Raw genomic sequence first — 23254 nt, 5'->3', positions numbered from 1 at the left:
AGGCCCGGATCTGGGTACGTACGTTCCCATGACGCCTTCCGCCACGTACCGGCTCCAGCTCCAGCCGGAGTTCCCGTTCTCGGCCGCCGAGGACGCCGTGCCGTATCTCGCCTCGCTCGGCGTCTCCCATCTGCACCTGTCCCCGGTACTCGAAGCCGTGCCCGGCTCACGGCACGGCTACGACGTCGTCGACCACGGCCGGGTGCGCGCCGAGCTGGGCGGCGAGGAGGGGCTGCGCCGGCTGGCGCGCATCGCCCGCGAACACGGGCTCGGCCTCGTCCTGGACATCGTGCCGAACCACATGGCCGCCGCCCCCCGGCACAACCACGCGCTGCGCGAGGTCCTGCGCGAGGGGCCCGGCTCCCCGTACGCCCGCTGGTTCGACGTCGACTGGGACGCGGGCGACGGGCGGATCCTGCTGCCCGTCCTCGCCGGACGGCTGGGCGAGGAGATCGACCGGTTGCGGGTCGACGGGGACGTGCTCCGCTACGGCGAGCAGGAGTTCCCGCTGCGGACCGGCACCGCACACCTCGACCTGCCCGAGCTGCTGGACGCCCAGCACTACCGGCTCGGCTGGTGGCGGCTGGCCCGCACCGAGCTGAACTACCGGCGGTTCTTCACCATCTCGGAGCTGATCGGGGTGCGGGTGGAGGACCCGGAGGTGTTCGCCGCCTCCCACGCCAAGATCCTCGAACTGGTACGGGACGGGGTCGTGGACGGCCTGCGGATCGACCACCCGGACGGGCTCGCCGATCCGGCCGGCTATCTGGAACAGCTGTCCGTGGCGAGCGGCGGGGTGTGGACGGTGGTGGAGAAGATCCTCACCGGTCCCGAACCGCTGCCGGCGGGCTGGGCCGTCGCCGGGACGACGGGGTACGACGCGCTCCACCGGATCGACGGGCTCTTCGTCGACCCGGCGGGCGCGGCCGAGCTGCTCGGCGGCTACCGGGAGTACGCCGCCCCGGCCGGTGACCGCGGCGGCTACTGGACGTCGACCGTGCGCCGGGCCGCGTACCGGGTGGTCACCCATGAACTGGCCGCCGAGACCGAACTGCTGACGCGGATCGCGTCACGCGTCTGCGCCGAGGACCCCGCGCTGCGCGACCACGCCCCCTGGGCCCTGCACACCGCCGTGCGCGAGCTCCTGGTCCGGGTCCCGGTCTACCGCCCGTACGTGACGGCGGGCGGGCCCTGCACCGAGACGGCCGAGGCGACGCTCGGCCCGGTCGCGGTGAGCGATGCCAAGGCGGCGTTCGCGGTACACGAGGAGGCCTCCGCCGTCGACGTGGTGCGGGAGCTGGCCCTGGGGCGGCTCGGCGGGGGCGCCGACCGGGTGGCGTTCGGCGCCCGGTTCGCCCAGACCGCGTCCGCGCTCCGGGCCAAGGCGGTCGAGGACACCGCGTACTACCGGTACGTGCCGCTGATCTCGGCGAACGAGGTGGGCGGTGATCCGGGGCGGCCGGCGGTGGCACCGGAGGAGTTCCACGCCTTCTGCGCACGGCTCGCCCGCGACTGGCCCGCCACCGGAACGGCGCTGACGACGCATGACACCAAGCGCAGCGCCGACGTCCGCGCCGGCATCGCGGCGCTGTCGCAGTGCCCCGGGCGGTGGAGCGAGCTGGTCGACGAGCTGACCCGGACCGCTCCCGCCGCCCCCGATCCGCAGTTCGCCTGGCAGGCGTGGCAGACCGCGGTCGGCTGTGTGGGGCTCTCGCCGGGGGAACTCGCGGGACGGCTGGAGCCGGCGCTGCTGAAGGCGGTGCGCGAGTCGGGACTGTTCACGAGCTGGACCGAACCCGATCCGGTGTACGAGCGGGTGGTGACGGACTTCGTCGCCTCCGGTCCGGCCGCCGGCACCGGTCCGGTGCGGGCGCTCCTGGAACGGTTCGCGGAATCGCTGGCCCCGCATGTGCGGGCCAACGCGCTGGGCGCGGCGCTGGTGCACCTGACGATGCCGGGGGTGCCGGATCTCTACCAGGGCACGGAGCGGGAGTACCTGGCACTGGTCGACCCGGACAACCGGCGGCCGTTCACGAGACCCGCCGACGGCGCGCCCGCCGACGAGAAGGGCGCGCTCACGGAGACGGCGCTGCGGCTGCGGCGGGAGCGGCCCGAGGTGTTCGGCGAGTCGGGTACGTACACCCCGCTGACCGCCTCCGGACCGGCGGCGGCGCACTGCCTGGCCTTCTGCCGTTCCGGCGAGGTGGTCACCGCGGTGACCCGGCTGTCGTCGCGGCTGGCGGAGTCGGGCGGCTGGCACCGGACCGAGCTGGCGCTGCCGGACGACGGGGTGTGGCGCGATCTGCTGACACCGGGCCGGAAGTTCTCGGGCGGCACGGTCCCGGTGGGCGAACTGTTCGCCGAGCGGCCGGTCGCGCTGCTCAGCAGGAGCGGTCCCGCTTAGGGACCTGGCCCACGCGAGCCGCCGGGTGTCGGAGGCCCGCCCGGCCGGGGCGGGCCCGGCCTTCCCTTGGGCGCCGATGGGGAGCGCGGCTCGCCGGTGCGTCCCGCTCCCCTCCGGTGGGCGTGCCCGGACTCCTGTGTCGCGCGTCATGCCGGCCGGCCTTGCCGGTGCGGGACGCGAAACCGTTGCGGTAACGGAACGGGAGCACGGTCGGTGGCGGTGTCCTGCGTGATGCGGCCGACGGCGTCGCCCGGCTTCTTCGCCCGGTCATGCCGTCGGGAGTTCTACGACCGGACGAGGAGGGACCGGGGGCCCCGTGTGAGCAGGCCGGTGGCAGCCGGGCGGAATCCGTCCGCCCAGCGCAGGGCGGGCATCGCGTCGAGCAGGGCGCGCAGGCCCTGTTCGGCCTCCAGCCTGCCGAGCAGCACCGCGGGGCAGCCGGCGGGGCCGGGTGTGCCGCGGTCCTGGTCGCGGCGGAAGGGATCGAAGACGTCCGGTGCGGCGAACCGTTCCGGGTCACGGCCCGCCGAGCCGATCAGGCAGGCGACGGGTGAGCGGGCCGGCAGGGTTCCGCCGCTGAGGGTGACCTCGGCGACGGTGCGGCGCAGCACGATCTGGACGGGCGGGTCCCGGCGCAGCGTCTCCGTCCAGGCCCGGCCGGTGAGCGCGGGTTCGATGCGCAGGGCGGCCAGCAGGTCGGGGTCGTCCAGCAGATTGGCGAGGAGCGAGGCGAGTGCGGTCTCCCGCAGTCCGGTGCGCCGGGCGCACGGGGCGGTGTCGGCGGACGGGCCGGTCACCGGGCCCGCACCGGACGGCAGCCAGCGGCAGAACTCCTCGACGAGGTCGGCCCGCGGGCGTCCGGCGATGCGCCGTGCGAGCACGTAGGCCGTCCGCTCGACGCGCTCCGCGAGGTGGCCGGGGACGGAGCCGTCCGCCACCGCGTACCGGTCGCGGGGCTGGCAGCGGGCGTAGCCGTGGCAGAGCCCGAGCGGGGCGGGCCCTCCTCGGGGTGCTCCGTCGTGCGGGAAGCCCGCGAACCTCGGGTCGGTGAGGGCGGTGGCCACGTCGTCGTACCGGCTGACGAGCCAGGCGCCGAGCGGCGCGTCGTAGCTGAGCGGGTACTCCTCGCGGAGCACCCGGTAGAGCCGGTACGGGTCCTGGGCGGCGCCCGGCGCGAGGAGGCTGGGGCCGCCGCCGGTGCGGGCCCGGCGGCGGTGCCGGGTGGACGGGTGCCGGACGGTGAGGCGTTCGGGCGAGGACGTCGGGCCCGGTATGTCTCCGGGCGCGTCTGCCTGCATGGCGTACCCCCCGGGGCGTTCGGTGCGCCGGTGTGCGGCGCGGTCCCTGTCAGGGGATCACCTGAACGGGCGCGCCGCAGTCCGCGTGCGGCCGTCCGGGTGACGCGGCGCCCGCCGTCCGGCACGTCCCACGGGACGGCCGCGGCTCAGTCGACGTCTTCGAACGCGGGACGCCGGCCCGCGCGGCGCCGGACGAATCCGCGCCGGCCGGCCAGGAGCGTGATGCACGTCCAGCCGACGACGCCCATGACGAGCATGCCGAGCGCGTCGTCCGCATCGACGTCGGTGGCGGCTTCCAGCGGGACGACGCCCTTCGGATCGCTGATGACCTCGATCCGGTCGCCCACCTCCCAGTCCGGGTGGTCCCCGCTGTAGTCCAGGGTCTCGTCGAGCTCGCCCAGCCTTCCCTCGAGGGTGAAGTGGTGATCCGAGCCGCCGCTCACCGCGGCGCTGTCGGCGGTGACGCGGACGGTCTCGCGCACACCCCGGCCGTCGAGCGCCGCCTCGGGCGCGTACTGGACCGAGCCCACGAGCACGAACACGGCAGGCAGGAAGGAGAGGACCGCGAGCCACCATGCGCAGTGGAGGAGACGCAGGAGGATCGCGAGGGCGAAACACCCGATGAGGCCGGTGACGATCGGGATGACGTCCATGCCCAACGCGAGGTAGGAGATGCCCGTGTTGACCGCGGCGATGATCCAGCCGAGCACCACCACACCGAGGGTGAACAGGACATACCCTCCCCGGTCCAGGGTCGGGCTCTGCGCCTTCTTCATGTCCACTGCAGTCATCAGGGCAGCATAGACAGTCTGCACGGGCGGGGCGGCAGGGTGAGGGTGGTCGCGGAGCGCGGCGGCCGGTCCTCGGGGCGCACATGGTCGGGCCGCACGTCTCGGAGATGATCGCCGGGAGCCGGCTGATCGTCGGCGGGGAGGCCGAACACCGCGACGTGGCCCACGCATCCACCCGCATCCGACGCTCCCGGGGCGGCCGGCGAGGCCTTCCTTCACCCCGGCGGACCGCGTGCTGCGCCGGCAGGCGTGAACGCCCGCGGCTACGCCGGCGGGCGGGGCGGAGGCGCGGAGAGCCGGAAGGTCATCCTGCCGAAGCTCACCTGGTCTCCCTCGCGCACCGGCACCGTCCCCGTGACGCGCTGCCCGTTGACACAGGTGCCGTTGGTCGAGCCGAGGTCGCGCAGCACCCACCAGCCGCCGTGCGCGGTGAGTTCGGCGTGCATCCGCGACACCGTCTCGTGGCTGAGCCGGAGTCCGTTGCCCGGATCGCGGCCGATGAGCAGCGGGTGCGGACTCGGCGCGGGCAGCAGCAGTTTGGGCAGCCGCTCGGCCCGCCACGCCCTGCGCACCCGCTCGGGAAAGCCGGAGACCCCGCTGACGGCCCGGAAGAGCTGCCGCGACCAGCGGCCGTCGCTCTCCAGGTCGGCGGTGAGCGCCTCCAGTTGGTCGAGACGGCTGGCGATCAGGGCCAGTTCCATGCGCCGCATGAAGGTGTCATGGGACAGCTTGCCCTGCGCGGCACCCTCTCTGAGCACACCGAGAACACGGTCGCGCTGGGCGTCGGACAGCCGCGCGGGATACGTGTGGGACTCGAAGGAGGACGTCACGGAACCAATTGTCGGGCCGACCGGCCCGGAGTGTCCAGAACAACGCCTCTTTCCGCCCTCCTGACCTGCACGGCTCCGCGATATTCGAGGGACCTTGCGCGCCGGACGTTGCTAAGGTCGGCCGCCGTGCCGTCCCGGCGACCGCCGGGACGAGCCCGTACACCTGTGGGGGATTTGTGCTCGACGCACCACTCGAACCGACCGTCCGTCCGATCAGCGGCCCGGAGGAGCTGGACCTGTTCTGCCGGCTGTCCTACGTCCTCGACCACGAACTCGCGGACGACCTCGCATCGGGCCGGCGCCGCCCGGAGTGGATGTGGGTGGCCCTGCGGGGTGACCGGGTGGTGGCGAGGATCGCCTGGTGGAGCAAGGACGGCAAGGAGCCGCTCTTCCTCGACTTCTTCGACCTGGACGACACGCTGCCCGAGCCCGAGCGCGGGGAGGCGGGACTGCGGCTGCTGGAGGCGGCGACCGCGGCAGTCGTTCCGGCCGGCGCCCCGCGCCCCGAGTACGGGCGCTACGTACCGCCGGACTGGCGCGAGGACCCGGCGGTCCGCGATGCCGTCGAGGCGCGTATCCGGGTCATGGAGCGCACCGGTGCCCGGATGCTCGTGGAGCGGCTGCGCCTGGAGTGGCGTGCGGGCACCCCCGTGCCCGCAGGCAGCGGGCGGCTGCGGTTCCGTCCGGTCGCCGGGCGCGAGGATCTCCTCGCGTTGATGACGCCGGTGATGGAGGGCACGCTCGACGCCCACGGTCAGCAGGACCTGACGTCGGGCCTGTCGGCGCGCGAGGCCGCGGAGAAGCACTACGACGAGGAGCTCGCCCTCTACTCCACCCCGCAGGAGTGGTGGCGCGTCGCCGAACTCCCGGACGGCGAACCGGTCGGCTTCGTGATCCCGGCCCGCAACAGCTACAACCCGATCATCGCGTACATCGGTGTGGTCCCCGCACAGCGCGGTCACGGCTACATCGACGAGATCCTCGCCGAGGGCACCCGGGTGCTCGCCGGACAGGAGGGCGTGGAGCGTATCCGGGCCGCGACGGACCTCGGCAACGTGCCGATGGCGAAGTCCTTCGCGCGGCTCGGCTACGTCAACTTCGAGCGCGCCTTCGACATGGTGTGGGACGACTGACGCACGTTCCGCGCGGGCCGTCCGGAATCCTCTGGACGGTCCGCCGGGAGGCGGATACCGTATCCGCGAGGGCATCCGGCCCCGGTCGAGGAAGGAGGCGAGGCACATGGGCACGAGCAACGGCACCATCCCGCGTACCACTTCGTTCCCGCGCTCCCGTCCCGTCCGCCGGGCGGTGTCCGACCCGGCCTGACCGGGAGCGCACAGTCTGCTTCCGGAGGACCTCTTCATGACCGGTCTGGTCATTCGCGCGCTCTCGCAGAGCGACGCCTCTCTTTTCGACACCCTGCAGGACGCCTCTCTCGTCGGCCGTGCCGCTTTCGGGCACCGCTACACCACCGTGGGCGACGGCGGGGAGTACCGCCCCGAGTGGACCTGGATCGCCCTGCGCGACGACACCGTCGTCGCCCGGGCCGCCTGGTGGGCCGGCCCCGATGACACCGAGCCCGTCCTGCTCAACTGGTTCGACTTCGCCGACGGGGAGGACGAGGCGGGCGCGGAGCTGCTGCGCCGCTCCCCACTGCACGCCGAGTACGAACTGGGCCTTCCCGCCAACTGGCGCGAGGTCCCCGCGATCCGGGCGGCCGCCGAGGCCAGGATCGCAGCCGCCGCGGCGGCCGGCATGGAGCCGCTGGTCGAGCGGTACCAGTACCGGTGGACGCCGGACTGCGGCCTGCCCGCACGACCCGGCAGGCTGGCCTTCCGTCCGGAGCCCGACGACGCGGTGATCCTCGGCCTGCTGCGCCGGATCCACTCCGTCACGCTCGACGCGCACGCTCTGCGGGCGATCGAGGGGCCCGGCGGGCTGGACGCCGCGGCTCAGGAGGAGCTCGACTTCTTCCACTGGTGCCCCTCGCCGCGTGACTGGTGGCAGGTGGCGTACACGCCGGACGGCGAGCCGGCCGGTCTCCACATCCCCGCGCACAACCCGTCGGGGCCGTGCATCGGCTTCATCGGGGTCGTGCCCGAGGCCCGCGGCCATGGCTACGGCTACGACCTGCTCGTGGAGTGCACGCACTTCCTGGCCGCCAGGGGCGCCGAGTTCATCGCGGGTGCGACCGACCGGGGGAACGTACCGATGGCGGCCGCGTTCGCGAGGGCCGGGCATCCGGTGACGCAGGAGCGGATCCACCTGGCCTGACGGCCGGGCGGGGGCCGGTGCGTGACCGCGCGTCAGCCCCCGTGCCCGCGCTGCTGCCTGATGACGTCGCGGTACCAGGCGTACGACTCCTTGGGCGTGCGGCGCAGCGTCTCGTAGTCGATGTGGACCAGGCCGAAGCGCTTGCTGACCCCCTCGGTCCACTCGATGTTGTCGGTGAGCGACCAGGTGAAGTAGCCGCGTACGTCGACGCCGGCGTCGATGGCCTGCCGCAGGGCGCCCAGGTGACCGTCGAGGTAGGCGATCCGGCGGGTGTCCGCGGTGGGTTCGTCGACGGCGCAGCCGTTCTCGGTGACGTAGAGCGGTGGGAGCCGGTCGCCGTAGCGGTCCCGTAGCTGGACCAGGGTCTCGCGCAGTCCGTCGGGGACGACGGGCCAGCCGAAGTCCGTCTTCTCGTATCCCTCGATCTCCCTGATGCCGAAGGGGAGTTCGGCGGGCATGCCGAAGCCGGCGAAGGTGTCGAGCGCATCGGCCCTGGGGGCGCCGACCAGGGTGGGGTTGTAGTAGTTGACGCCGTACCAGTCGAGCGGGGTGGAGATGGTCCGCAGGTCGTCCTCGACGGGGCCTGGCATCAGGGCGGCGAAGTTCTCGTCCGGGTAGCGGCCGGTGAGGAGGGGGTCGGCGAACAGCCAGTTGGTGAGGGTGTCGTACAGCTCGGCGCCGAAGCGGTCCTCCTCGGTCTCCCCCGCCGTCCAGACGGGGGTGTGCGAGACCGCTATGCCGATGTTGCCGGCGCCGGCGGCCCGCAGCGCGCGGACGGCCAGGCCGTGGGCGAGGAGCTGGTGGTGGGCCGCGGGCAGCGCGTCGAAGAGGAGGGCGCGGCCCGGCGCGTGCTCGCCGAGCGCATAGCCGAGCAGGGTCACTTCGGCGGGTTCGTTGAGGGTGATCCACATGGGTACGCGGTCGGCGAGCCGTTCGGCGACGATGCCCGCGTACTCGGCGAACCGGTAGGCCGTGTCGCGGTTGAGCCAGCCGCCGTCCTCGTCCAGCGGCAGCGGGGTGTCCCAGTGGTAGAGGGTGGGGGCGGGGGTGATGCCGTGGGCGCAGAGTTCGTCGACGAGGCGGTCGTAGAAGTCGAGCCCCTGCGGGTTGACCGGTCCGCTGCCGCCGGGGACGACGCGCGGCCAGCTCACCGAGAACCGGAAGGCGTCGGCGCCGAGCCCGGCCAGCAGGGCGACGTCCTCACGGTAGTGCCGGTGGAAGCCGGTGCCGCGGGTGGTGTCGGTTCCGTCCTTGATCCGTCCGGGCTGCGCGGCGAAGGCGTCCCAGCCGGAGGGCCCCTTGCCGTCGGTATCGGCGGCGCCCTCGGTCTGGAAGGCGGAGGCGGATGCGCCCCAGAGGAATCCGGGCGGAAACGGCGGCACGGTCATCTCGGCCTCCACAGGTGTCAGAGGAAGTGCGTAGGGCGGAACCGGTCAGGGCAATGATCAGAACCAGACCTTAATCGCCAGTAACGGGCGCGATCCAGTGTCGTGGGGTCGAAGATCGCGTCTTCTGCCGACCATGGGCCGGTACACGGAGACGAGGGAGCGCTGCATGTTGTTCGAGGTATGGGCACCGGACGCGGAATCGGCCGTCCTGCGGCTGTCGGGTGAGCTGCGGACGATGGAGCGTGATCCGGACCGGGCCGGCTGGTGGACGGCACAGGCACAGGCGGCGGACGGCGACCGCTACGGATTCGCTCTCGACGACGGCCCGGTGCGCCCCGACCCCCGCTCGCGCCGCCAGCCGGACGGGCCGGACGGGGACTCCGCGGTCGTCGACCACGACGCGTACACCTGGCGCAGCGCATGGGCGGGACGCGGGCTTCCGGGCGCCGTCCTGTATGAGCTGCACATCGGTACGTACACGGCCGAGGGCACCTTCGACGCGGCGGCGGCCAGGCTGGGGCACCTCGCCGATCTGGGCGTCACCCATGTGTCGCTGATGCCGGTCTGCCCGTTTCCCGGCGTCCACGGCTGGGGGTACGAAGGGGTGTCGCTGTGGGCCGTGCACGAACCGTACGGCGGCCCCGAGGGACTGAAGCGCTTTGTCGACACGGCGCACGGGCTGGGGCTCGCCGTCGTCCTGGACGTGGTCCACAACCACCTGGGCCCCTCCGGCAACTACCTCCCCGTCTTCGGTCCGTACTTCACCGAGACGCATCACACGCCGTGGGGCGCGGCGGTCAATCTGGACGCGCCCGGATCCGACGAGGTGCGGGCCTTCCTGCTGGGCAGCGCGCTCGCCTGGCTGCGCGACTACCGGCTGGACGGACTGCGGCTCGACGCCGTCCACGCGCTGGCCGACACCCGGGCGCTCACCTTCCTGGAGGAGCTGTCCGCCGCCACCGACGCGCTCTCCGCCGGACTCGGACGTCCCCTCTCCCTCATCGCGGAGTCCGACCTCTGCGACCCGCGCACGACGACCCCGCGCGAGTCCGGCGGCATCGGACTGCACGCCCAGTGGAACGACGACTTCCACCACTGTCTGCACACCGCGCTGACCGGCGAGGCCCAGGGCTACTACGCGGACTTCGCGGCCGCCCCGCTGGCCGGGCTCGCCAAGACCGTGACGAGCGCCTTCTTCCACGACGGTACGTACTCCAGTTTCCGCGGCCGTACGCACGGCCGCCCCGTCGACGTCACCCGCAGTGCCGCCCACCGCTTCGTCGGCTACGCCCAGACCCACGACCAGATCGGCAACCGGGCGCTCGGTGACCGGCTCGCCGCTTCCCTCTCCCCCGGCCTGCTGGCCTGCGCGGCGGCGCTCGTGCTGACCGGGCCCTTCACCCCGATGCTGTTCATGGGGGAGGAGTGGGGCGCCCGCACACCCTGGCAGTTCTTCACCGACCACACCGATCCGGAGCTCGCCGAGGCCGTCCGCACCGGCAGGCGACGGGAGTTCGGTGCCCACGGCTGGGCCGAGGAGGACATCCCGGACCCGCAGGACCCGGCAACCCGCGCCCGTTCCTGTCTGGACTGGAGCGAACCCGCGCGCGAACCGCACGCCCGCCTGCACGCCTGGTACCGCGAACTGATCGCGCTGCGCCACGCGTTGCCCGACCTCAGCGATCCGGACCTGGCGGCGGTGCGGACCGCCCACGACGACGAGGCGCGCTGGCTGGCGTTCCGCCGGGGGGATCTGCGGATCGCGGTCAACCTCGACGAGAAGCCGGCCACCATCGCGCTGGGCGGCGGCCGGCACCGCGGTGGCGGGGGCCGGGTGCTGGCCGCCTGGCTGCCCGTCGACGCGCCCGGCGCGGACGGGACGCTGCATCTGCCACCGGAGTCGTGCGTGGTGCTGGCCGACGACTGACGGCTGACGGCTGCCGGTGGGCAGGGGCCAAGGCCCGGGGCCGGGGCCGGGGCCGGGGCCGGGGCCGGGGCCGGGGCCGGGGCCGGGGCCGGGGCCGGGGCCCGGTGGCTCTACTCCACGATCGCCAGTTCGCGCGCCGTGGCGTTGAGGCGCCGGCCGCCGTCCTCGGTGACGGTCACGATGTCCTCGATCCGTACGCCGAACCGGCCCGGCAGATAGATGCCGGGCTCCACCGAGAAGCACATGCCGGGGACGAGCGGCTGCTCCTCGCCCTCGATCATGTACGGGGGTTCGTGGGTGGTCACGCCGATGCCGTGGCCGGTGCGGTGGATGAAGCGGTCCCCGTAGCCGAACTCGGTGATGACCGCGCGGGCCGCCCGGTCGATCTCCTGGCAGGCGACACCGGGCCGCACCGCGTTGCAGCCCGCCGCCTGCGCCTCCCGCACGATGTCGTGGACCCGCTGCTCCTCGGGGGTGGGCTCGCCGACGTGGACAGTGCGGGAGGTGTCGGAGCCGTAGCCGTGCTTGAGGCCGCCGAAGTCGAGCACGACCATGTCGCCCCGCTCGATGGTGCGGTCCCCCGCCTCGTGGTGCGGGTTGGCGCCGTTGGGTCCGGAGCCGACCACGGTGAAGTCGACCTGGGAGTGGCCGAAGCCGGTGAGCAGCCGGGCCAGATCGGCGGCCACCTCGGTCTCCTTGCGGCCGGAGAACCGGACCTTCAGGATCTCCTCGTACGTGGCGTCGGCCGCGGCCCCGGCCGCCGTGAGCCGGTCCAGCTCATGGGCGTCCTTGACGGCGCGCAGCATCGGCAGCGCCTCGGTGAGGGAGGCGTACGAAGTCCCCGGCAGCAGCTGCTGGAGGCCGAGCAGATGCATCGCCCAGGCGTTGTCGCTGATCCCGAACCGGCCCTGGGCGTCGAGCAGCGGCGCGGTGACGGCGTACGGGTCCTTGCCGTCGGTCCAGTCGCGCAGGGTCAGCGCGGGGGCGCCGACGGCCTTCTCCGCGTCCGGGGCCTCCAGGGTCGGCACGACCAGCACCGGGTCCTGGCCGGCGGTGAGCACCAGGACGGTGAGGCGCTCGGTGATCGCGGTGGGCTGGTATCCCGTCAGGTAGACCAGGTCGGGTCCCGGTGCGACCAGCACCCCGGCGAGCCCGGCAGCGGCGGCGCTCTCGGCGGCCCGCACCATCCGGGCCCGGTAGTCGTCGGCGGTGAACGGGACGGGCTGGTTCGGGCTGGACATGCGGGACCTCCTGGCGACGCGGAACGGCTCTCTGCATCCTGCCCGCCCCGGAGCCCGGTCGCGAGCCTCAGGACGGCGCGCCGGTCGCCGGCCGTACGACGAGGTCGGCACGCGCGCGCCCCGGGGCGACGAGCCGCGCGTTGGCCTCGTCGGAACGGGCCACCCAGCGCTCCGCGTACGCCGGAGCCTTGCCGAACCGCACATGCCGCTCGACGAGCCTGCGGACGCGCACGGTGTCGTCGAGCTCCAGGAACCACGCCTCGTCCAGCAGTCCGCGCACCTGCGCCCAGGGCCCCTCCCCGTACAGGAGGTAGTTGCCCTCGGTGACGACCAGCGGGACATCCGGCGGTACGGGTACGGAGCCCGCGACCGGCTCCTCCAGGGACCGGTCGAAGGCGGGCGCGTACACGACGGTCCCCGGTTCGGGTGCCCGCAGCCGGCGCAGGAGCGCCGCGTATCCGGCGGCGTCGAAGGTGTCGGGCGCGCCCTTGCGGTCCGCCCGGCCGAGCCGTTCCAGTTCGGCCCGGGCCAGGTGGAAGCCGTCCATCGGGACGAGGACGGCGAGCGGCCCGAGGGCGTCGACGAGCCGCTCGGCCAGGGTGGACTTCCCGGCCCCGGGCGGGCCCGCGATGCCGAGGACGCGGCGGTCCCCGGCCAGGGCGAGGCGGCGGGCGCGGGCCGTCAGTCCGGTGAGGTCACTGGTGTCCATGGCGGATATTGTCCCGCTACGGGCCCGGCGGGCCTCCCCTTCCGTCTCGCGAGGAATCCCATGTCCCACATCGCTCTGGTCACCCTGGTCGTCCGCGACTACGACGAGGCCCGCGCCTTCTACACCGACGCCCTCGGCTTCGAGCTGGTCGAGGACACCGACCGGGGGGACGGCTCCCGCTGGGTCGTGGTGCGGCCGCGCGGCACCGAGGGCACGGGGCTGCTGCTGGCCCGCGCCAAGGACGAGGCGCAGGGGGCCAGTGTCGGGGCGCAGACCGGTGGGCGGGTCGGCTTCTTCCTGCACACCGAGGACTTCGCCGGCGACCACGCGCGCATGCGGGCGGCCGGGGTCCGGTTCCTGGAGGAGCCGCGGCACGAGGTCTACGGCTCGGTGGCGGTCTTCGAGGACCTGTACGGCAACCGCTGGGATCTGCTCCAGCCCGCGTGAGGCGCGACACGGACCGGCCCGTGCGCTGACGCCCCGGCCGATCAGGCGGGTCCGCGGCACCGTCTGCACCGCGCCCGCTTCCGCGTCGCCCGACTCGTCGATTCGGGGTTCATCGGTCGCGGTGTCGCCGTATGCTCGTCGCGAATCACGACGGGGCAGGGGGCCACGATGCAGATCCTGATCAGGTGTGTCGCGGAGGGGGACGGCGAGGATGTCTCGGCCGAACTGTTCGACTGGCTTGTGGACGACGCCGACGCACGCAGGCATGCCGCGCCCCGGCTGCTCGACGAAGAGCCCGGGCCCGGCAAACTGGGTGCGGTGGCGATCATCCAACTCACCCTGAGCGGTGCGTTCAGCGCCACCTCCCTCGGTGTGGTGATCGCGCAGTGGCGTGAACAGCGGCGGGCAGCGGCGGCCGCGCACATCACTGTGACCGTGGAGAAGGACGGCAAGCAGTTCACGGTGACGGGACTGGACGCCGCTGAGATCCAACGCAAGGTCGACGAACTGGACGCGGCCTGACCCGAACATGCGATCGTTACGCCCGGACAGGTCCCGTGCGGTATTGATCGGGGTCGCGGAGTACCCGGACGACGGGACCTTCGAGAGCGTCGAGGGTGCCTCGTACAACGTGTTGCGCCTGAAGGAGCTCCTCACCGATCCCGCCTACGCGGGTTTCCACCCCAAGCGTGAATACACGCGCACCATGCTCAATCCGCATACGGCCGACGGAATCCGCGCCGCCGTCAAACGTGCGGCGGAACAGGCAACCGATGTTCTGTTCGTGTACTACGTCGGCCATGGTTCGCGCGTCGGCGCGGAACGTGAGCTGTACCTCACGACGTGCACCACCGCGAGCGGCGAATCGGTCGAGACCACCGGGCTGCGCTACACCGTTCTGCGGGGCCTGCTGCGTGGGGCACGTGCCCGTGTCGTGGTGCTGGTCCTCGACTGCTGCTTCAGCGGCATCGCGACGAAGGTGCTCGGCGGTGATGACGCCGAGGCGATGGCCGAGGAGGAGCTGCTCGACCAGGCGAAGGTTAACGAGGATGTCGAGGAGGGCCTCGTCGACGGAGTCTGCGTCATGGCATCGAGCGGACCCACACAGTCTTCGGAGGCATCCGATCCGCTGACCAGGTACACCGCGTTCACCGGGCACCTGGTGACGGTGCTGGAGAACGGGGACGGTGACACCGCTCCTCTGCTGCTCGGTGAGCTGTTCCGGCGCACGGAGAAGCGCATGGACCGGTTCAACGTCGAACACCAGCCTCTGATGGCCACGGTCGGAACGGCCGGCGATCTCGTGATGCGGCAGGCAGCCGCCCCTCCAGCGGAGCCGGGTGCGGTATCCGCGGACGTGCCGACACCGGCTGCTCCCACCAGTGCGGTGAGCGTGACGTCCGAGGCACCGGCCGACGCGGAACAGCGCCCGGGCCTGCTCAGCTGGCTTCCCGACGGAACCATCGTCGTCCACGACCCGGAGTACGCCGAGCGCATCATCGGCATGCGCGGACACCCCACGACTCCTGTCACCCCCACCGACGCACCGGTCGCATGCGACACCGCACAGGGGGGTACGCACGATGGGCATTAATCCCTCCGTCCTGCGGATTCTGCAGACGGTACGGCTCCTGGAGTCCAAGACCCCCGAGCAGTACGGGCAATGGGCGGACACCGCCTTGCTGGCCGGCGAACACTGGCACGAAGCGGGGGACTTGAGGCGCGCGCTGTCCTGTACGCAGGAGGCCGTCCACGCCTCTCGCCTGGCGATGCCGGCGAGCTACGAGCACGGCGGTGTAGTACGCCTCGCCAAGGCACTGCTGGTTCTCGCCTACCGCTTGAGCGCGCTGGGTTCACACGATGAGGCGTTGGACATCCTCGGCGAAGCCCGGTCCGTCGCCGAGGAGCTGACTGCCAGGAGCCCCGGTTCCGCGGACGCCCTGGCGGTCCTGGCCCAGGCCTGTTTGGCGCAGTCCGGCCTGGTGGCGGAGCAGGGCGACCTCGCGGAAGCCCTGGACTCCGCACACCGGGCGGTCAGCGCGTACGAGAGGCTCCACACCATTCATGGCCGCGACCCGACGCAGACACTACTGCTCGCCACGGGCCTGAACAGCAGCGCAGTCATCGCTGCCGCGACCGGCGACTACGACACGGCGACGAGCGACATGGACCGGGCTGTCGGTTTCTACCGCGAGGCGATCGCAGCGGGAGCGCGCAATGGCGAGGCATTGCTGAGCCGGGCCCTGCACGCTCAGAACGCCATCCAGAAGGAACGCGGTGCCGGGCCTGCGCACGACGCGATCCAGGGGGCGCGCGCCTACCTGGCCGCCGCGCGCCACGATCCACAAGTCCTCGCAACCGACTTGGGTGTCTCGTCCACCAGTGTGACTCTCACAGGCTTCGGCCCGTGGGAGGAAACCGGCTCATGGCCCGAGCCCGCACCGGAGCACTCCGCCAAGAAAGGAACCGGACCATTGGCGCTGGAACGCAACACATACGTGGAGCTGGCCACAGCCATCGAGGCGGTACGTGAGGCGCTGCGCAGCAGCGCCTCCGCCTCGCGCAGCGACGATCTCAGATTCGAGGTCGGCCCGATCGAGCTGGAGTTCGGCGTCGAGCTTCGGGAGGACCCTCACACCAGGGCAGGAGTCCGCGTCATGGTCCTGGCCGGCGGCCCCGACCGGAGCGGCGGCGCGGCCCAGCACCGCATTCGACTCGAACTGAAACCCCAGTCGTTTCACGGAGGGGCGTTACTGATCGGAGACGATGCCTCCGGGCCAGGTGACGCCGCCGGGCCGGTGGATTACGTGTGACGGCCCGACATCAACGGGACATCTGGCGTGAGCCTCTGCGCGCGCCCAGAACCCACGCGACGGTCGTCCGCGGTAGTCACCGCCCCCCGTTGCCGTCCAGGTACGCCAGGACCGCCAGGACACGGCGGTGGACCGATCCGTCGTCCGGTTCGAGGCCGAGCTTGGCGAAGATCGATCCGATGTGCTTGCTCACCGCCCGTTCCGTGACGACGAGTTCGGTGGCGATGGTGCCGTTCGCCTTGCCCTGGGCCATCAGTTCCAGGACTTCCCGCTCGCGGGGCGTGAGGCTGAGCAGCGGCTGCGCGGACGCCTTGCGGGTGAGCAGCTGGCTCACCACCTCGGGGTCGAGTGCGGTGCCGCCGGACGCCACCCGGTCCAGGGCCTGGAGGAACTGGTCGACCCGGCCCACCCGGTCCTTGAGCAGGTAGCCGATGCCCTGCGCGCCCCGGGCGAGCAGTTCGGCGGCGTAGGTCTCCTCGACGTACTGGGACAGGACCAGGATCGGCAGGTCGGGCATCTCCTCGCGGGCGGCGATCGCGGCGCGCAGTCCCTCGTCGCGGAAGGTGGGCGGCAGACGGACGTCGAGTACGGCGGCGTCCGGGCGGTGCTCCAGGAGTGCCGGCAGCACCTCGGGGCCGGCTGCGGCGTCCGCCACCACCTCGTGGCCCGAGCTGGTGAGCAGGAGGATCAGGCCCTCCCGCAGGAGGGCGTTGTCCTCGGCGATCACGATCCGCACGGCAGCTCCACTTCGATGTCCGTCGGCCCCCCGGTGGGGCTGCTGATGCGGGTGGTGCCGTCCAGGGCGGCGATCCGCCGCCTGATCCCGACCAGTCCGCTGCCGCCGCGTTCGTCCGCGCCGCCGCGCCCATCGTCGCCGATGACCACGAGCAGCACGCCGGGGGCCCGGTCGATCCGCACGCTCGCCGCTCTCGCGCCGCTGTGCTTGCCGATGTTGGTGAGTGCCTCGGCGACCACGAAGTAGGCGGCGGCCTCGATGGCGGCGGGCAGCCGGCGGCCGCCCTCGACGCCGTCGAGCTCCACCTTGACAGGAACGGCCGAGTCGGCGGCCAACGCCCGTACCGCACCTGCCAGTCCGCGGTCGGTCAGGATCGGCGGGTGGATGCCGCGGACCACGTGCCGCAGCTCCGCGAGTGCCGCGTCGACACCGTCCTGGGCCTCGTCCAGGCGCTGCCGCGCGGCGGCCGGGTCGCGGTCGAGCATCTGCTTGGCCAGGCCGATGCGCATCGACAGCGCGACGATGCGGGCCTGCGCGCCGTCGTGCAGGTCACGTTCGATACGGCGCAGTTCGGCGCCGTGGGCCTCGACCGCACCGGCCCTGCTCTCCGTGAGCTGAGCGACGCGTGCGGCGAGTTCGGCGGAGTGCGGGGCCGTCAGGAGGGAGCGCGTCCAGCTCGCCGACAGTTCGGCGAGCGCGGGATGCCAGCGCAGGACCGGGCCCCGGCGCTCGGGCGGCGTCGTGCCGTACTCGTCGGCGGCCCGTCGGTCCAGCAGGTGCACGACGGACAGGACGATCCCGTCCACCAGGAGCCCGACCGGCCACAGCACCATCGTGAGGCAGCCGACGGCATAGCCGGCCACCGCCTGGAACGGCAGCCACAGGGCCTCGCGCCGGGCGACGGGATCGGTGAGCACCTGCCTGACCCGTTCCGTGAGTTCGCCGCCGTCGAGCGGAAGATCCGGCGTCGGCCGGAACGGGACCCCGAGGTACTCCGCCGCCCTGCGCCGCTCGCACTCCGCGAACCGGTGCAGCGCCTTGGCCGCCTCGGGCAGCGCCGGCAGCCCGATGACCGCGAGGGCGAACAGCAGCGCCGCCACCACGAGAAACGTGGCGACATACGCCAACAGCGCGACCAGGATGCCGATGAGGGTGTAGCGCGAGGCATGCCAGGAGCGCCGGACTGCGACCGTCAGCGGGGCGGGGGTGGTGCTCATGCCGCACCACGTTACGGGGGCCGGCCCGCCGCCGGAGTGGGACGGTCACCCCGGGCGGTGGTGGTGCCTGCTGCACCCCCGTCCGGGAGTGCGCACCCTCGCCCCCGCACCCTCCCCCTCATAGCGTTGACGCAGGTCAGGACGTACACAGGGAACGAGGGGACCAGGGTGGAGACAGTCGCGGCAGTGCGCACGGCGGCGCTGGAGCTGGAGTCGGTGAGCCGGCGCCACGGGCGGCGGGGCAGCGGCCGGGAGACGGTCGCCCTCGACGGGGTGAGCTGTGTCGTCCCCGTGGGGAGCTTCACCGCGGTGGTCGGCCCTTCGGGCTCGGGCAAGAGCACGTTCCTCCAGTGCGCGGCGGGGCTGGACCGTCCGTCGTCGGGGACGGTACGGATCGCCGGTACCGATCTCGGCACGCTCTCCGAGGCCGCGCTGACCCGGCTGCGCCGGGACCGGATCGGGTTCGTCTTCCAGTCCCACGCGCTGAACCTGGTGGCGTCGCTGAGCATCGAGGAGAACGTCGTGCTGCCGCTGGTCCTGGCCGGCGCCGATCCGGGGGCCGCCGGCGTACTGGACCGCGGCCGGCGGCTGCTGGAGCGGGTCGGGCTGTCCGGCCGGGGCGGCGGCGGGCCGGCGACCCTGTCGGGCGGCGAGCAGCAACGTGTCGCGGTGGCACGGGCGTTGGTGACCGAACCCGATGTGCTCTTCGCGGACGAGCCGACGGCGTCCCTGGACCCGGAGTCGGCGATGCTGGTGCTCGGTCTGCTGCGGGACGCGGTACGGATCGACGGCCGCACGGTGGTGATGGTCACCCACGACCCGGTGGCGGCCGGCTGGGCGGACACCGTCATGACGATGGACGGCGGGCGGCTGCGATGAAGGTGACCGAGGCCGGCGAGCGGCCGGTGCGCGATATCGCCCGGCCGGGGAGCCGGCGGGCTTCGGCGTTCCTGGCCCGTCGTTCGCTGAGGACCCATCGCCGGGCCTGGACCGCGGTGTTCGCGGCGGCCGCCGCCGCGGCCGCGCTGCTCGGCGCCTTCGCCCTGGTGCTCGGCTCACTGCTGACGGCTCGGCCACCGGTAGAACGCTATGCCGGGGCCGATGCCGTGGTGGTGGCCGATCAGCGGGTCACGTACACGGCGAAGCCCTGGGGCAGCGAGCCGCAGACGGCCACCGCCCATCTGCCGGAACGGGTGCGGCTGGAGCGTTCCGCGGTGGCGCGGGTGGCAGCGGCGGACGGCGTGGCGCGGGCCGTCGCGGACGACTCCGTCCCGGTGACGGTGGGCGACGGGGCGACGGCGGTGGGCCGCTCCTGGCCCTCCGCCGCGCTCACCGCGTACGAGCTCGCCGAGGGGCGCGCCCCGGGGGCGGCGTCCGAGGTGGTCGTGGACGCGGCGCTGGCGGCCGAGGGCGGCGGGCCGGGCGGCCGCGTCACCCTCCAAGTGGACGGCGCGGCGCGGCAGTACACCGTCAGCGGAGTGGCCGCCACCGCCCACCGGGGCGGCACTCCCGCCGTGTTCTTCACCGAACACCGGATCACCGCTCTGGCCGGCCACCCCGGGACGGTGGACGCGATCGGCGTCGTGGCCGAGCAGGGCGTGTCGACCGCCGCGCTGCGGACGTCGCTGGACGAGGCCGTGGCGGGACACGGCGGCGGTGAACGCGGTCCACGCGTACTGACGGGCGCCGGACGCGGCGAGGCGGAGCACGTGGACGCACTCGGCGCGCGCGCCGATCTGCTGGCGATGGTGGCGTCGATCGCCGGAACGGCTCTCCTGGTGGCCCTGTTGGTCATCGCCACCGCCGTCTCGCAGGCGGTCCACCAGCGCTCCGGCGAACTGGCACTGCTGCGGGCGGTCGGGGCGACCCCCCGGCAGCTCAGGTCGGCGGTCGGCCGTGAGGCGGGCCGGGTCGCCGGCGCCGCCGCGCTCCTGGGCGCGGCCGGGTCCGTACCGCTCGGGCTGCTGATGCGGTCGCTGCTGGCCACGGACCCGTTGCCGCTGCCCGTCCCGGTGTGGCTGCCGTTCGCGGCGGGTGTCACGGGCGCGCTCCTCGTGGCACTGGCGGCCCGTCCGGTGGCGCTGCTCGCGGCGCGGGCGGTCACCCGGATGCGCCCGGCGGCCGCCCTGGGCGCGGCGAGGGCGCCGGAGCCGGGCGGGCCGGGGCGGCTGCGCACGGGCGCCGGGGTGCTGGCGGCGGTCGCGGGGCTCGGTTCGGCCGGTACGGCGACCCTGCAGAGCGGCCAGGCAGCGGCGCTCGCCGCGTCGGGTGCGGCGACTTCGCTGATCATCGCGGTGGCGCTGCTCGGTCCGTGGATCGCCCGGATGTCGATGCGGGTTCTCGGCGCACCGGCCCGGCGGGCGGGCGGGGTCTCCGGCTTCCTGGCCGCCCGGTCCGCCGCCGCGCACCACCGCCGGCTGGGCGCGGCGCTCACTCCGATCGTGCTGGTCGTCACGTTCGTCTGCGTCCAGTTGGCCGCCGGTACGACGCTGGAGCGGGCGGCCGGCCGGCAGGCGGCCGACGCCCTGCGGGCGGACCTGGTGGTCACGGGCCCTACCGCGGGTATCCCTTCGGAGGCGGCCGAGGCCGTGCGCGGGGCACCCGGGGTGGCGGCCGCGACGGGTCTGCTGCGGTCGACGGTCGTCCTCGCCCACCATGAGGCCGGCGACCCGGCGCTGGACCGCTTCCCGGTACTGGGCGTCACGGCGGACCGGCTGTCCGGCACGCTCGACGCCCGGGTCACGGCGGGCGACACGGCCGGTCTCACGGGCCGTGGCACGGTCGCCGTCGCCGAGGACCGGGCCGCCGACCTGGACGCCGGTGTCGGGGACACCGTGCGGCTGCGTCTCGGGGACGGTGCGCAGGTACGGCTCAGGGTGGTGGCGCTCTACGAACGGTCCCTGGGTCTCGGCGAGTTCATCCTGCCCCGTGAGGCGCTGGCGGGTCATGTGTCGGCTCCGCGCGACCAGCAGATCCTGGTGCGCTCGGCGGGCGGGAACGCCGCGTCGGCCGTACGGCGTGCGCTGGCACCGTACAAGGGACTTCAGGTCCGCGCCGCGACCGCGGACGATCTGCGGATCGACCCGCAGGCCTCGGATCAGGGCGACGCCCTGATCGTCATCGGCGTCGGCGTGATCGGTGGCTTCGCGCTGCTCGCCGTGGTCAGCACCCTCGCCCTGATCTCGGTCGGCCGCCGCCCGGAGTTCCGCCTGCTGCGTCTGGTCGGCACGGGGCGCGGCCAGTTGCTGCGGATGCGGGTCCTGGAGACGGGCCTGGTGACGGTGGCCGGACTGGCCGTCGGGACCGTGGTCGCGGCGATCCCGCTGCTGGCGTTCGCGCTCCCGGCGACGGGCGGACTGCCGTACCTGCCGCCGTCGGAGTACGGGGTAGTGGCGCTGGCCGTGGCGGTGACCGCCGCCGCGGGCACGCTGGTCCCGGGGGCACGCGGCAGCGGGCACGGGGCGAGCTGAGGCCCGCGGCAGCCGGCGGGGCCCGGGGCGGGCCGCGACACGCGGCCGGGCACGCTGCTCCCGAGGTTCCCGGCCGCGGGCACGGGCACGGGCCCGAGCGGGCTGAGGCGCCCGCCCGCTACCGCGGTGCGACGGCCTTGAGCCAGTCGTCGACCGTGATGACGTCTCCCCACCGCGGGAACAGTTGCCCGGTCAGGGCCCGGTGCAGCTCGGTCTCGGTGTCGTGGCAGGCATCGACCAGGACGGTGAGGCCGAGGTCCAGGTCGACGGCGTGGCACAGGGTGGACAGCACCACGCCGCTCGTGGCGATGCCGGTGACGACGAGGCTGTCGATGTCGCGAGCCCTGAGCACGAGGTCGAAGTCGCTGCCCGAGAACGCGCTCCCCCGCCTCTTGGTGACCACGGCGTCGCCCGGCCGGGGTGCGACGGCGGGATGGATCGCGGTGCCGGGCTCGCCCTCGGTGAACCAGCCGGCCTCCACGGCGCTCGTGATCACCCTGTTGCGCGGGCTGACCTCCGGATCGCCCGCCGGCAGGGCGATGGCCACGTAGATCACGGGGATGTCCGCCGCGCGGGCGCCCTCGATCGCCCTGCCCAGGCGCGACAGATATCCGGAGCCGGCCTCCGTGATGTCCACGATCTCCCGCTGGACGTCCATCACAAGGAGTGCGCTCTTCGCCATGCCTGCCGTCCTCTCGTCGCCGGGTGGCAGGAGCAAGTCTGGCCCGGCGGCGTGGACAGCGGTGCGGGTTCCGGAGATCCGCAGGGACCCGGTTCTCAGCCCGCCGCGAGCACGTCGTCCCCCGCCGCCCCCGCCAGCGCCTCCAGCACCGGGGCGATCAGCGGATGGGCCTCGGCGCCCCGGCGCACCGCCGCGAACACCCGGCGCGTGGGCGCGCTGCCCTGCACCGGGCGGACCACCACGCCCGCCAGGGCCATGCCGCGCAGCGCGGAACGCGGCACCAGGGCCACTCCGGCGTCCGCACCCGCGAGCGCTACCACGGCGTGGAAGTCGTCCGACGAGTGTTCGAGATTCGGTGCGAAGCCGGCGTACTCGCAGGCCAGGACGACCACGTCGTGGCAGGGGTTGCCCGGGTAGGGTCCGATCCACGCGTCCTTCGCCAGGTCGGCGACGGCCACCTGGTCCTGGCCGGCCAGCCGGTGTCCGACCGGGAGCACCGCGTCGAAGGGCTCCGAGTACAGCGGCACGCGGGTCAGCCGCCGGTCGTCCTCCCCCGGTGCGCCGCGGTACTCGACGGCGACCGCCACATCGACCTGCCGGTCCAGCACCATGGGGACGCTCGCGTCGCCCTCGGCGTCCTGGACGCGGACCTTGATGCCGGGCGCGGTCCTGTTCAGGGCCGCTATCGCGGGGGCGAGGACCAGGCCGATACCGGTGGCGAAGGCCGCGACGGTGACCGTGCCGGCGTCGCCGGCGCTGTACGCGGCGAGCTCCGCCTCCGCCCGTTCCAGCTGGGCCAGCACCGCGTTGGCGTGGGTCAGCAGGATCTCCCCGGCCGGGGTGAGCCGGGCGCCGCGGGCGCCGCGCTCGACCAGCCGGTGTCCGGTCTCCTGCTCCAGCGCGGCGAGCTGCTGCGAGACGGCGGAGGGGGTCAGATAGAGCGCGGCGGCCGCGGCGGTCACCGTGCGGTGGTCCGCCACCGCCCGCAGAATGCGCAGCCGCCGTGCATCGATCATGTGACCTATTG

General features: G+C 73.5%; 20 protein-coding genes. 10 read left to right on the top strand and 10 right to left on the bottom strand.

Features of this window, described 5'->3' with window-relative positions; genetic code table 11:
- Positions 1–28 precede the first annotated feature (28 nt).
- Positions 29–2404, top strand: coding sequence for a malto-oligosyltrehalose synthase (gene treY / locus ACGFZA_RS07395; protein WP_393677876.1), 2376 nt, complete (start codon positions 29–31; stop codon positions 2402–2404).
- A 284-nt stretch (positions 2405–2688) separates the two neighbouring features.
- On the opposite strand, the gene ACGFZA_RS07390 is transcribed toward treY, so the two are convergent.
- From ACGFZA_RS07390 to ACGFZA_RS07380, 3 genes are all read right to left on the bottom strand, one after another.
- On the bottom strand, positions 2689–3702 hold the full coding sequence (locus ACGFZA_RS07390; RefSeq protein ID WP_393677874.1) for a cytochrome P450: 1014 nt from the start codon (positions 3700–3702) through the stop codon (positions 2689–2691).
- A gap of 146 nt (positions 3703–3848) precedes the next feature.
- A complete protein-coding gene (locus ACGFZA_RS07385) occupies positions 3849–4493 on the bottom strand; it encodes a hypothetical protein (protein ID WP_393677872.1) in 645 nt (214 codons plus the stop codon).
- 263 nt (positions 4494–4756) lie between these two features.
- On the bottom strand, positions 4757–5323 hold the full coding sequence (locus tag ACGFZA_RS07380; protein WP_385279160.1) for an FHA domain-containing protein: 567 nt from the start codon (positions 5321–5323) through the stop codon (positions 4757–4759).
- A 176-nt stretch (positions 5324–5499) separates the two neighbouring features.
- Between ACGFZA_RS07380 and ACGFZA_RS07375 the strand changes: the two genes are divergently transcribed.
- The gene (locus ACGFZA_RS07375) at positions 5500–6456 is read left to right on the top strand and encodes a GNAT family N-acetyltransferase (RefSeq protein ID WP_393677869.1); all 957 of its coding nucleotides are present in this window, start codon (positions 5500–5502) and stop codon (positions 6454–6456) included.
- Positions 6457–6685: 229 nt separating this feature from the next.
- Complete coding sequence (locus ACGFZA_RS07370) at positions 6686–7597, top strand: GNAT family N-acetyltransferase (protein ID WP_393677867.1); 912 nt, start codon at positions 6686–6688, stop codon at positions 7595–7597.
- Between the two features lie 32 nt (positions 7598–7629).
- On the opposite strand, the gene ACGFZA_RS07365 is transcribed toward ACGFZA_RS07370, so the two are convergent.
- A complete protein-coding gene (locus tag ACGFZA_RS07365) occupies positions 7630–8985 on the bottom strand; it encodes a GH1 family beta-glucosidase (RefSeq protein ID WP_393677865.1) in 1356 nt (451 codons plus the stop codon).
- 166 nt (positions 8986–9151) lie between these two features.
- On the opposite strand from ACGFZA_RS07365, the gene treZ reads away from it, so the two are divergent.
- Positions 9152–10912 (top strand): malto-oligosyltrehalose trehalohydrolase, encoded by a 1761-nt coding sequence (treZ, locus tag ACGFZA_RS07360; RefSeq protein WP_385279168.1) that lies wholly within the window; start codon positions 9152–9154, stop codon positions 10910–10912.
- A 110-nt stretch (positions 10913–11022) separates the two neighbouring features.
- Here the strand turns inward: treZ and ACGFZA_RS07355 are convergent, their stop codons facing one another.
- Both ACGFZA_RS07355 and ACGFZA_RS07350 read right to left on the bottom strand, forming a co-directional pair.
- On the bottom strand, positions 11023–12153 hold the full coding sequence (locus ACGFZA_RS07355) for a M24 family metallopeptidase (RefSeq protein ID WP_385279170.1): 1131 nt from the start codon (positions 12151–12153) through the stop codon (positions 11023–11025).
- A 67-nt stretch (positions 12154–12220) separates the two neighbouring features.
- Positions 12221–12862 carry a nucleoside/nucleotide kinase family protein gene (locus ACGFZA_RS07350; RefSeq protein WP_393677862.1) on the bottom strand — a complete coding sequence of 214 codons (642 nt, stop codon included), beginning with the start codon at positions 12860–12862 and terminating at the stop codon, positions 12221–12223.
- Between the two features lie 60 nt (positions 12863–12922).
- Between ACGFZA_RS07350 and ACGFZA_RS07345 the strand changes: the two genes are divergently transcribed.
- From ACGFZA_RS07345 to ACGFZA_RS07330, 4 genes are all read left to right on the top strand, one after another.
- A complete protein-coding gene (locus ACGFZA_RS07345) occupies positions 12923–13309 on the top strand; it encodes a VOC family protein (protein WP_385279174.1) in 387 nt (128 codons plus the stop codon).
- 168 nt (positions 13310–13477) lie between these two features.
- On the top strand, positions 13478–13831 hold the full coding sequence (locus ACGFZA_RS07340) for a hypothetical protein (protein ID WP_385279176.1): 354 nt from the start codon (positions 13478–13480) through the stop codon (positions 13829–13831).
- Positions 13832–13874: 43 nt separating this feature from the next.
- Positions 13875–14903: a caspase domain-containing protein gene (locus ACGFZA_RS07335; protein WP_393677859.1), complete on the top strand. Its 1029-nt coding sequence runs from the start codon at positions 13875–13877 to the stop codon at positions 14901–14903.
- On the top strand, positions 14893–16122 hold the full coding sequence (locus tag ACGFZA_RS07330) for a trypco2 family protein (protein WP_393677857.1): 1230 nt from the start codon (positions 14893–14895) through the stop codon (positions 16120–16122). The genes ACGFZA_RS07335 and ACGFZA_RS07330 overlap by 11 nt, the downstream gene beginning before the upstream one ends.
- 76 nt (positions 16123–16198) lie before the next feature.
- Here ACGFZA_RS07330 and ACGFZA_RS07325 read toward each other — a convergent pair whose 3' ends face one another.
- Positions 16199–16858: a LuxR C-terminal-related transcriptional regulator gene (locus ACGFZA_RS07325; protein ID WP_385279182.1), complete on the bottom strand. Its 660-nt coding sequence runs from the start codon at positions 16856–16858 to the stop codon at positions 16199–16201.
- A complete protein-coding gene (locus ACGFZA_RS07320) occupies positions 16846–18075 on the bottom strand; it encodes a sensor histidine kinase (RefSeq protein ID WP_393677854.1) in 1230 nt (409 codons plus the stop codon). Before ACGFZA_RS07320 ends, ACGFZA_RS07325 begins: the two co-directional genes overlap by 13 nt.
- Before the next feature lie 168 nt (positions 18076–18243).
- On the opposite strand from ACGFZA_RS07320, the gene ACGFZA_RS07315 reads away from it, so the two are divergent.
- Together ACGFZA_RS07315 and ACGFZA_RS07310 are read left to right on the top strand one after the other, a co-directional pair.
- A complete protein-coding gene (locus tag ACGFZA_RS07315) occupies positions 18244–18954 on the top strand; it encodes an ABC transporter ATP-binding protein (RefSeq protein ID WP_385279186.1) in 711 nt (236 codons plus the stop codon).
- The gene (locus ACGFZA_RS07310) at positions 18951–21545 is read left to right on the top strand and encodes an FtsX-like permease family protein (protein ID WP_393677851.1); all 2595 of its coding nucleotides are present in this window, start codon (positions 18951–18953) and stop codon (positions 21543–21545) included. The genes ACGFZA_RS07315 and ACGFZA_RS07310 overlap by 4 nt, the downstream gene beginning before the upstream one ends.
- A 118-nt stretch (positions 21546–21663) precedes the next feature.
- Here the strand turns inward: ACGFZA_RS07310 and ACGFZA_RS07305 are convergent, their stop codons facing one another.
- A complete protein-coding gene (locus ACGFZA_RS07305; protein WP_385279190.1) occupies positions 21664–22227 on the bottom strand; it encodes a cysteine hydrolase family protein in 564 nt (187 codons plus the stop codon).
- 95 nt (positions 22228–22322) lie between these two features.
- Complete coding sequence (locus tag ACGFZA_RS07300) at positions 22323–23243, bottom strand: LysR family transcriptional regulator (RefSeq protein WP_385279192.1); 921 nt, start codon at positions 23241–23243, stop codon at positions 22323–22325.
- Between the last annotated feature and the right edge of the window lie 11 nt (positions 23244–23254).

It is taken from the genome of Streptomyces sp. NPDC048211 (genome assembly GCF_043202315.1).
Classification (GTDB): Bacteria; Actinomycetota; Actinomycetes; order Streptomycetales; family Streptomycetaceae; genus Streptomyces.
Note: the sequence above shows the minus strand (reverse complement) of the source record. Positions and strands in the feature narration are given on the sequence as shown.

Excerpts from the sequence above, each read along its gene's own strand:
- treY (WP_393677876.1), top strand. The coding sequence starts at position 29 with ATGACGCCTTCCGCCACGTACCGGCTCCAGCTCCAGCCGGAGTTCCCG.
- ACGFZA_RS07390 (WP_393677874.1), bottom strand. The coding sequence starts at position 3,702 with ATGCAGGCAGACGCGCCCGGAGACATACCGGGCCCGACGTCCTCGCCC.
- ACGFZA_RS07385 (WP_393677872.1), bottom strand. The coding sequence starts at position 4,493 with ATGACTGCAGTGGACATGAAGAAGGCGCAGAGCCCGACCCTGGACCGG.
- ACGFZA_RS07370 (WP_393677867.1), top strand. The coding sequence starts at position 6,686 with ATGACCGGTCTGGTCATTCGCGCGCTCTCGCAGAGCGACGCCTCTCTT.
- ACGFZA_RS07365 (WP_393677865.1), bottom strand. The coding sequence starts at position 8,985 with ATGACCGTGCCGCCGTTTCCGCCCGGATTCCTCTGGGGCGCATCCGCC.
- treZ (WP_385279168.1), top strand. The coding sequence starts at position 9,152 with ATGTTGTTCGAGGTATGGGCACCGGACGCGGAATCGGCCGTCCTGCGG.
- ACGFZA_RS07355 (WP_385279170.1), bottom strand. The coding sequence starts at position 12,153 with ATGTCCAGCCCGAACCAGCCCGTCCCGTTCACCGCCGACGACTACCGG.
- ACGFZA_RS07350 (WP_393677862.1), bottom strand. The coding sequence starts at position 12,862 with ATGGACACCAGTGACCTCACCGGACTGACGGCCCGCGCCCGCCGCCTC.
- ACGFZA_RS07345 (WP_385279174.1), top strand. The coding sequence starts at position 12,923 with ATGTCCCACATCGCTCTGGTCACCCTGGTCGTCCGCGACTACGACGAG.
- ACGFZA_RS07340 (WP_385279176.1), top strand. The coding sequence starts at position 13,478 with ATGCAGATCCTGATCAGGTGTGTCGCGGAGGGGGACGGCGAGGATGTC.
- ACGFZA_RS07330 (WP_393677857.1), top strand. The coding sequence starts at position 14,893 with ATGGGCATTAATCCCTCCGTCCTGCGGATTCTGCAGACGGTACGGCTC.
- ACGFZA_RS07320 (WP_393677854.1), bottom strand. The coding sequence starts at position 18,075 with ATGAGCACCACCCCCGCCCCGCTGACGGTCGCAGTCCGGCGCTCCTGG.
- ACGFZA_RS07310 (WP_393677851.1), top strand. The coding sequence starts at position 18,951 with ATGAAGGTGACCGAGGCCGGCGAGCGGCCGGTGCGCGATATCGCCCGG.
- ACGFZA_RS07305 (WP_385279190.1), bottom strand. The coding sequence starts at position 22,227 with ATGGCGAAGAGCGCACTCCTTGTGATGGACGTCCAGCGGGAGATCGTG.
- ACGFZA_RS07300 (WP_385279192.1), bottom strand. The coding sequence starts at position 23,243 with ATGATCGATGCACGGCGGCTGCGCATTCTGCGGGCGGTGGCGGACCAC.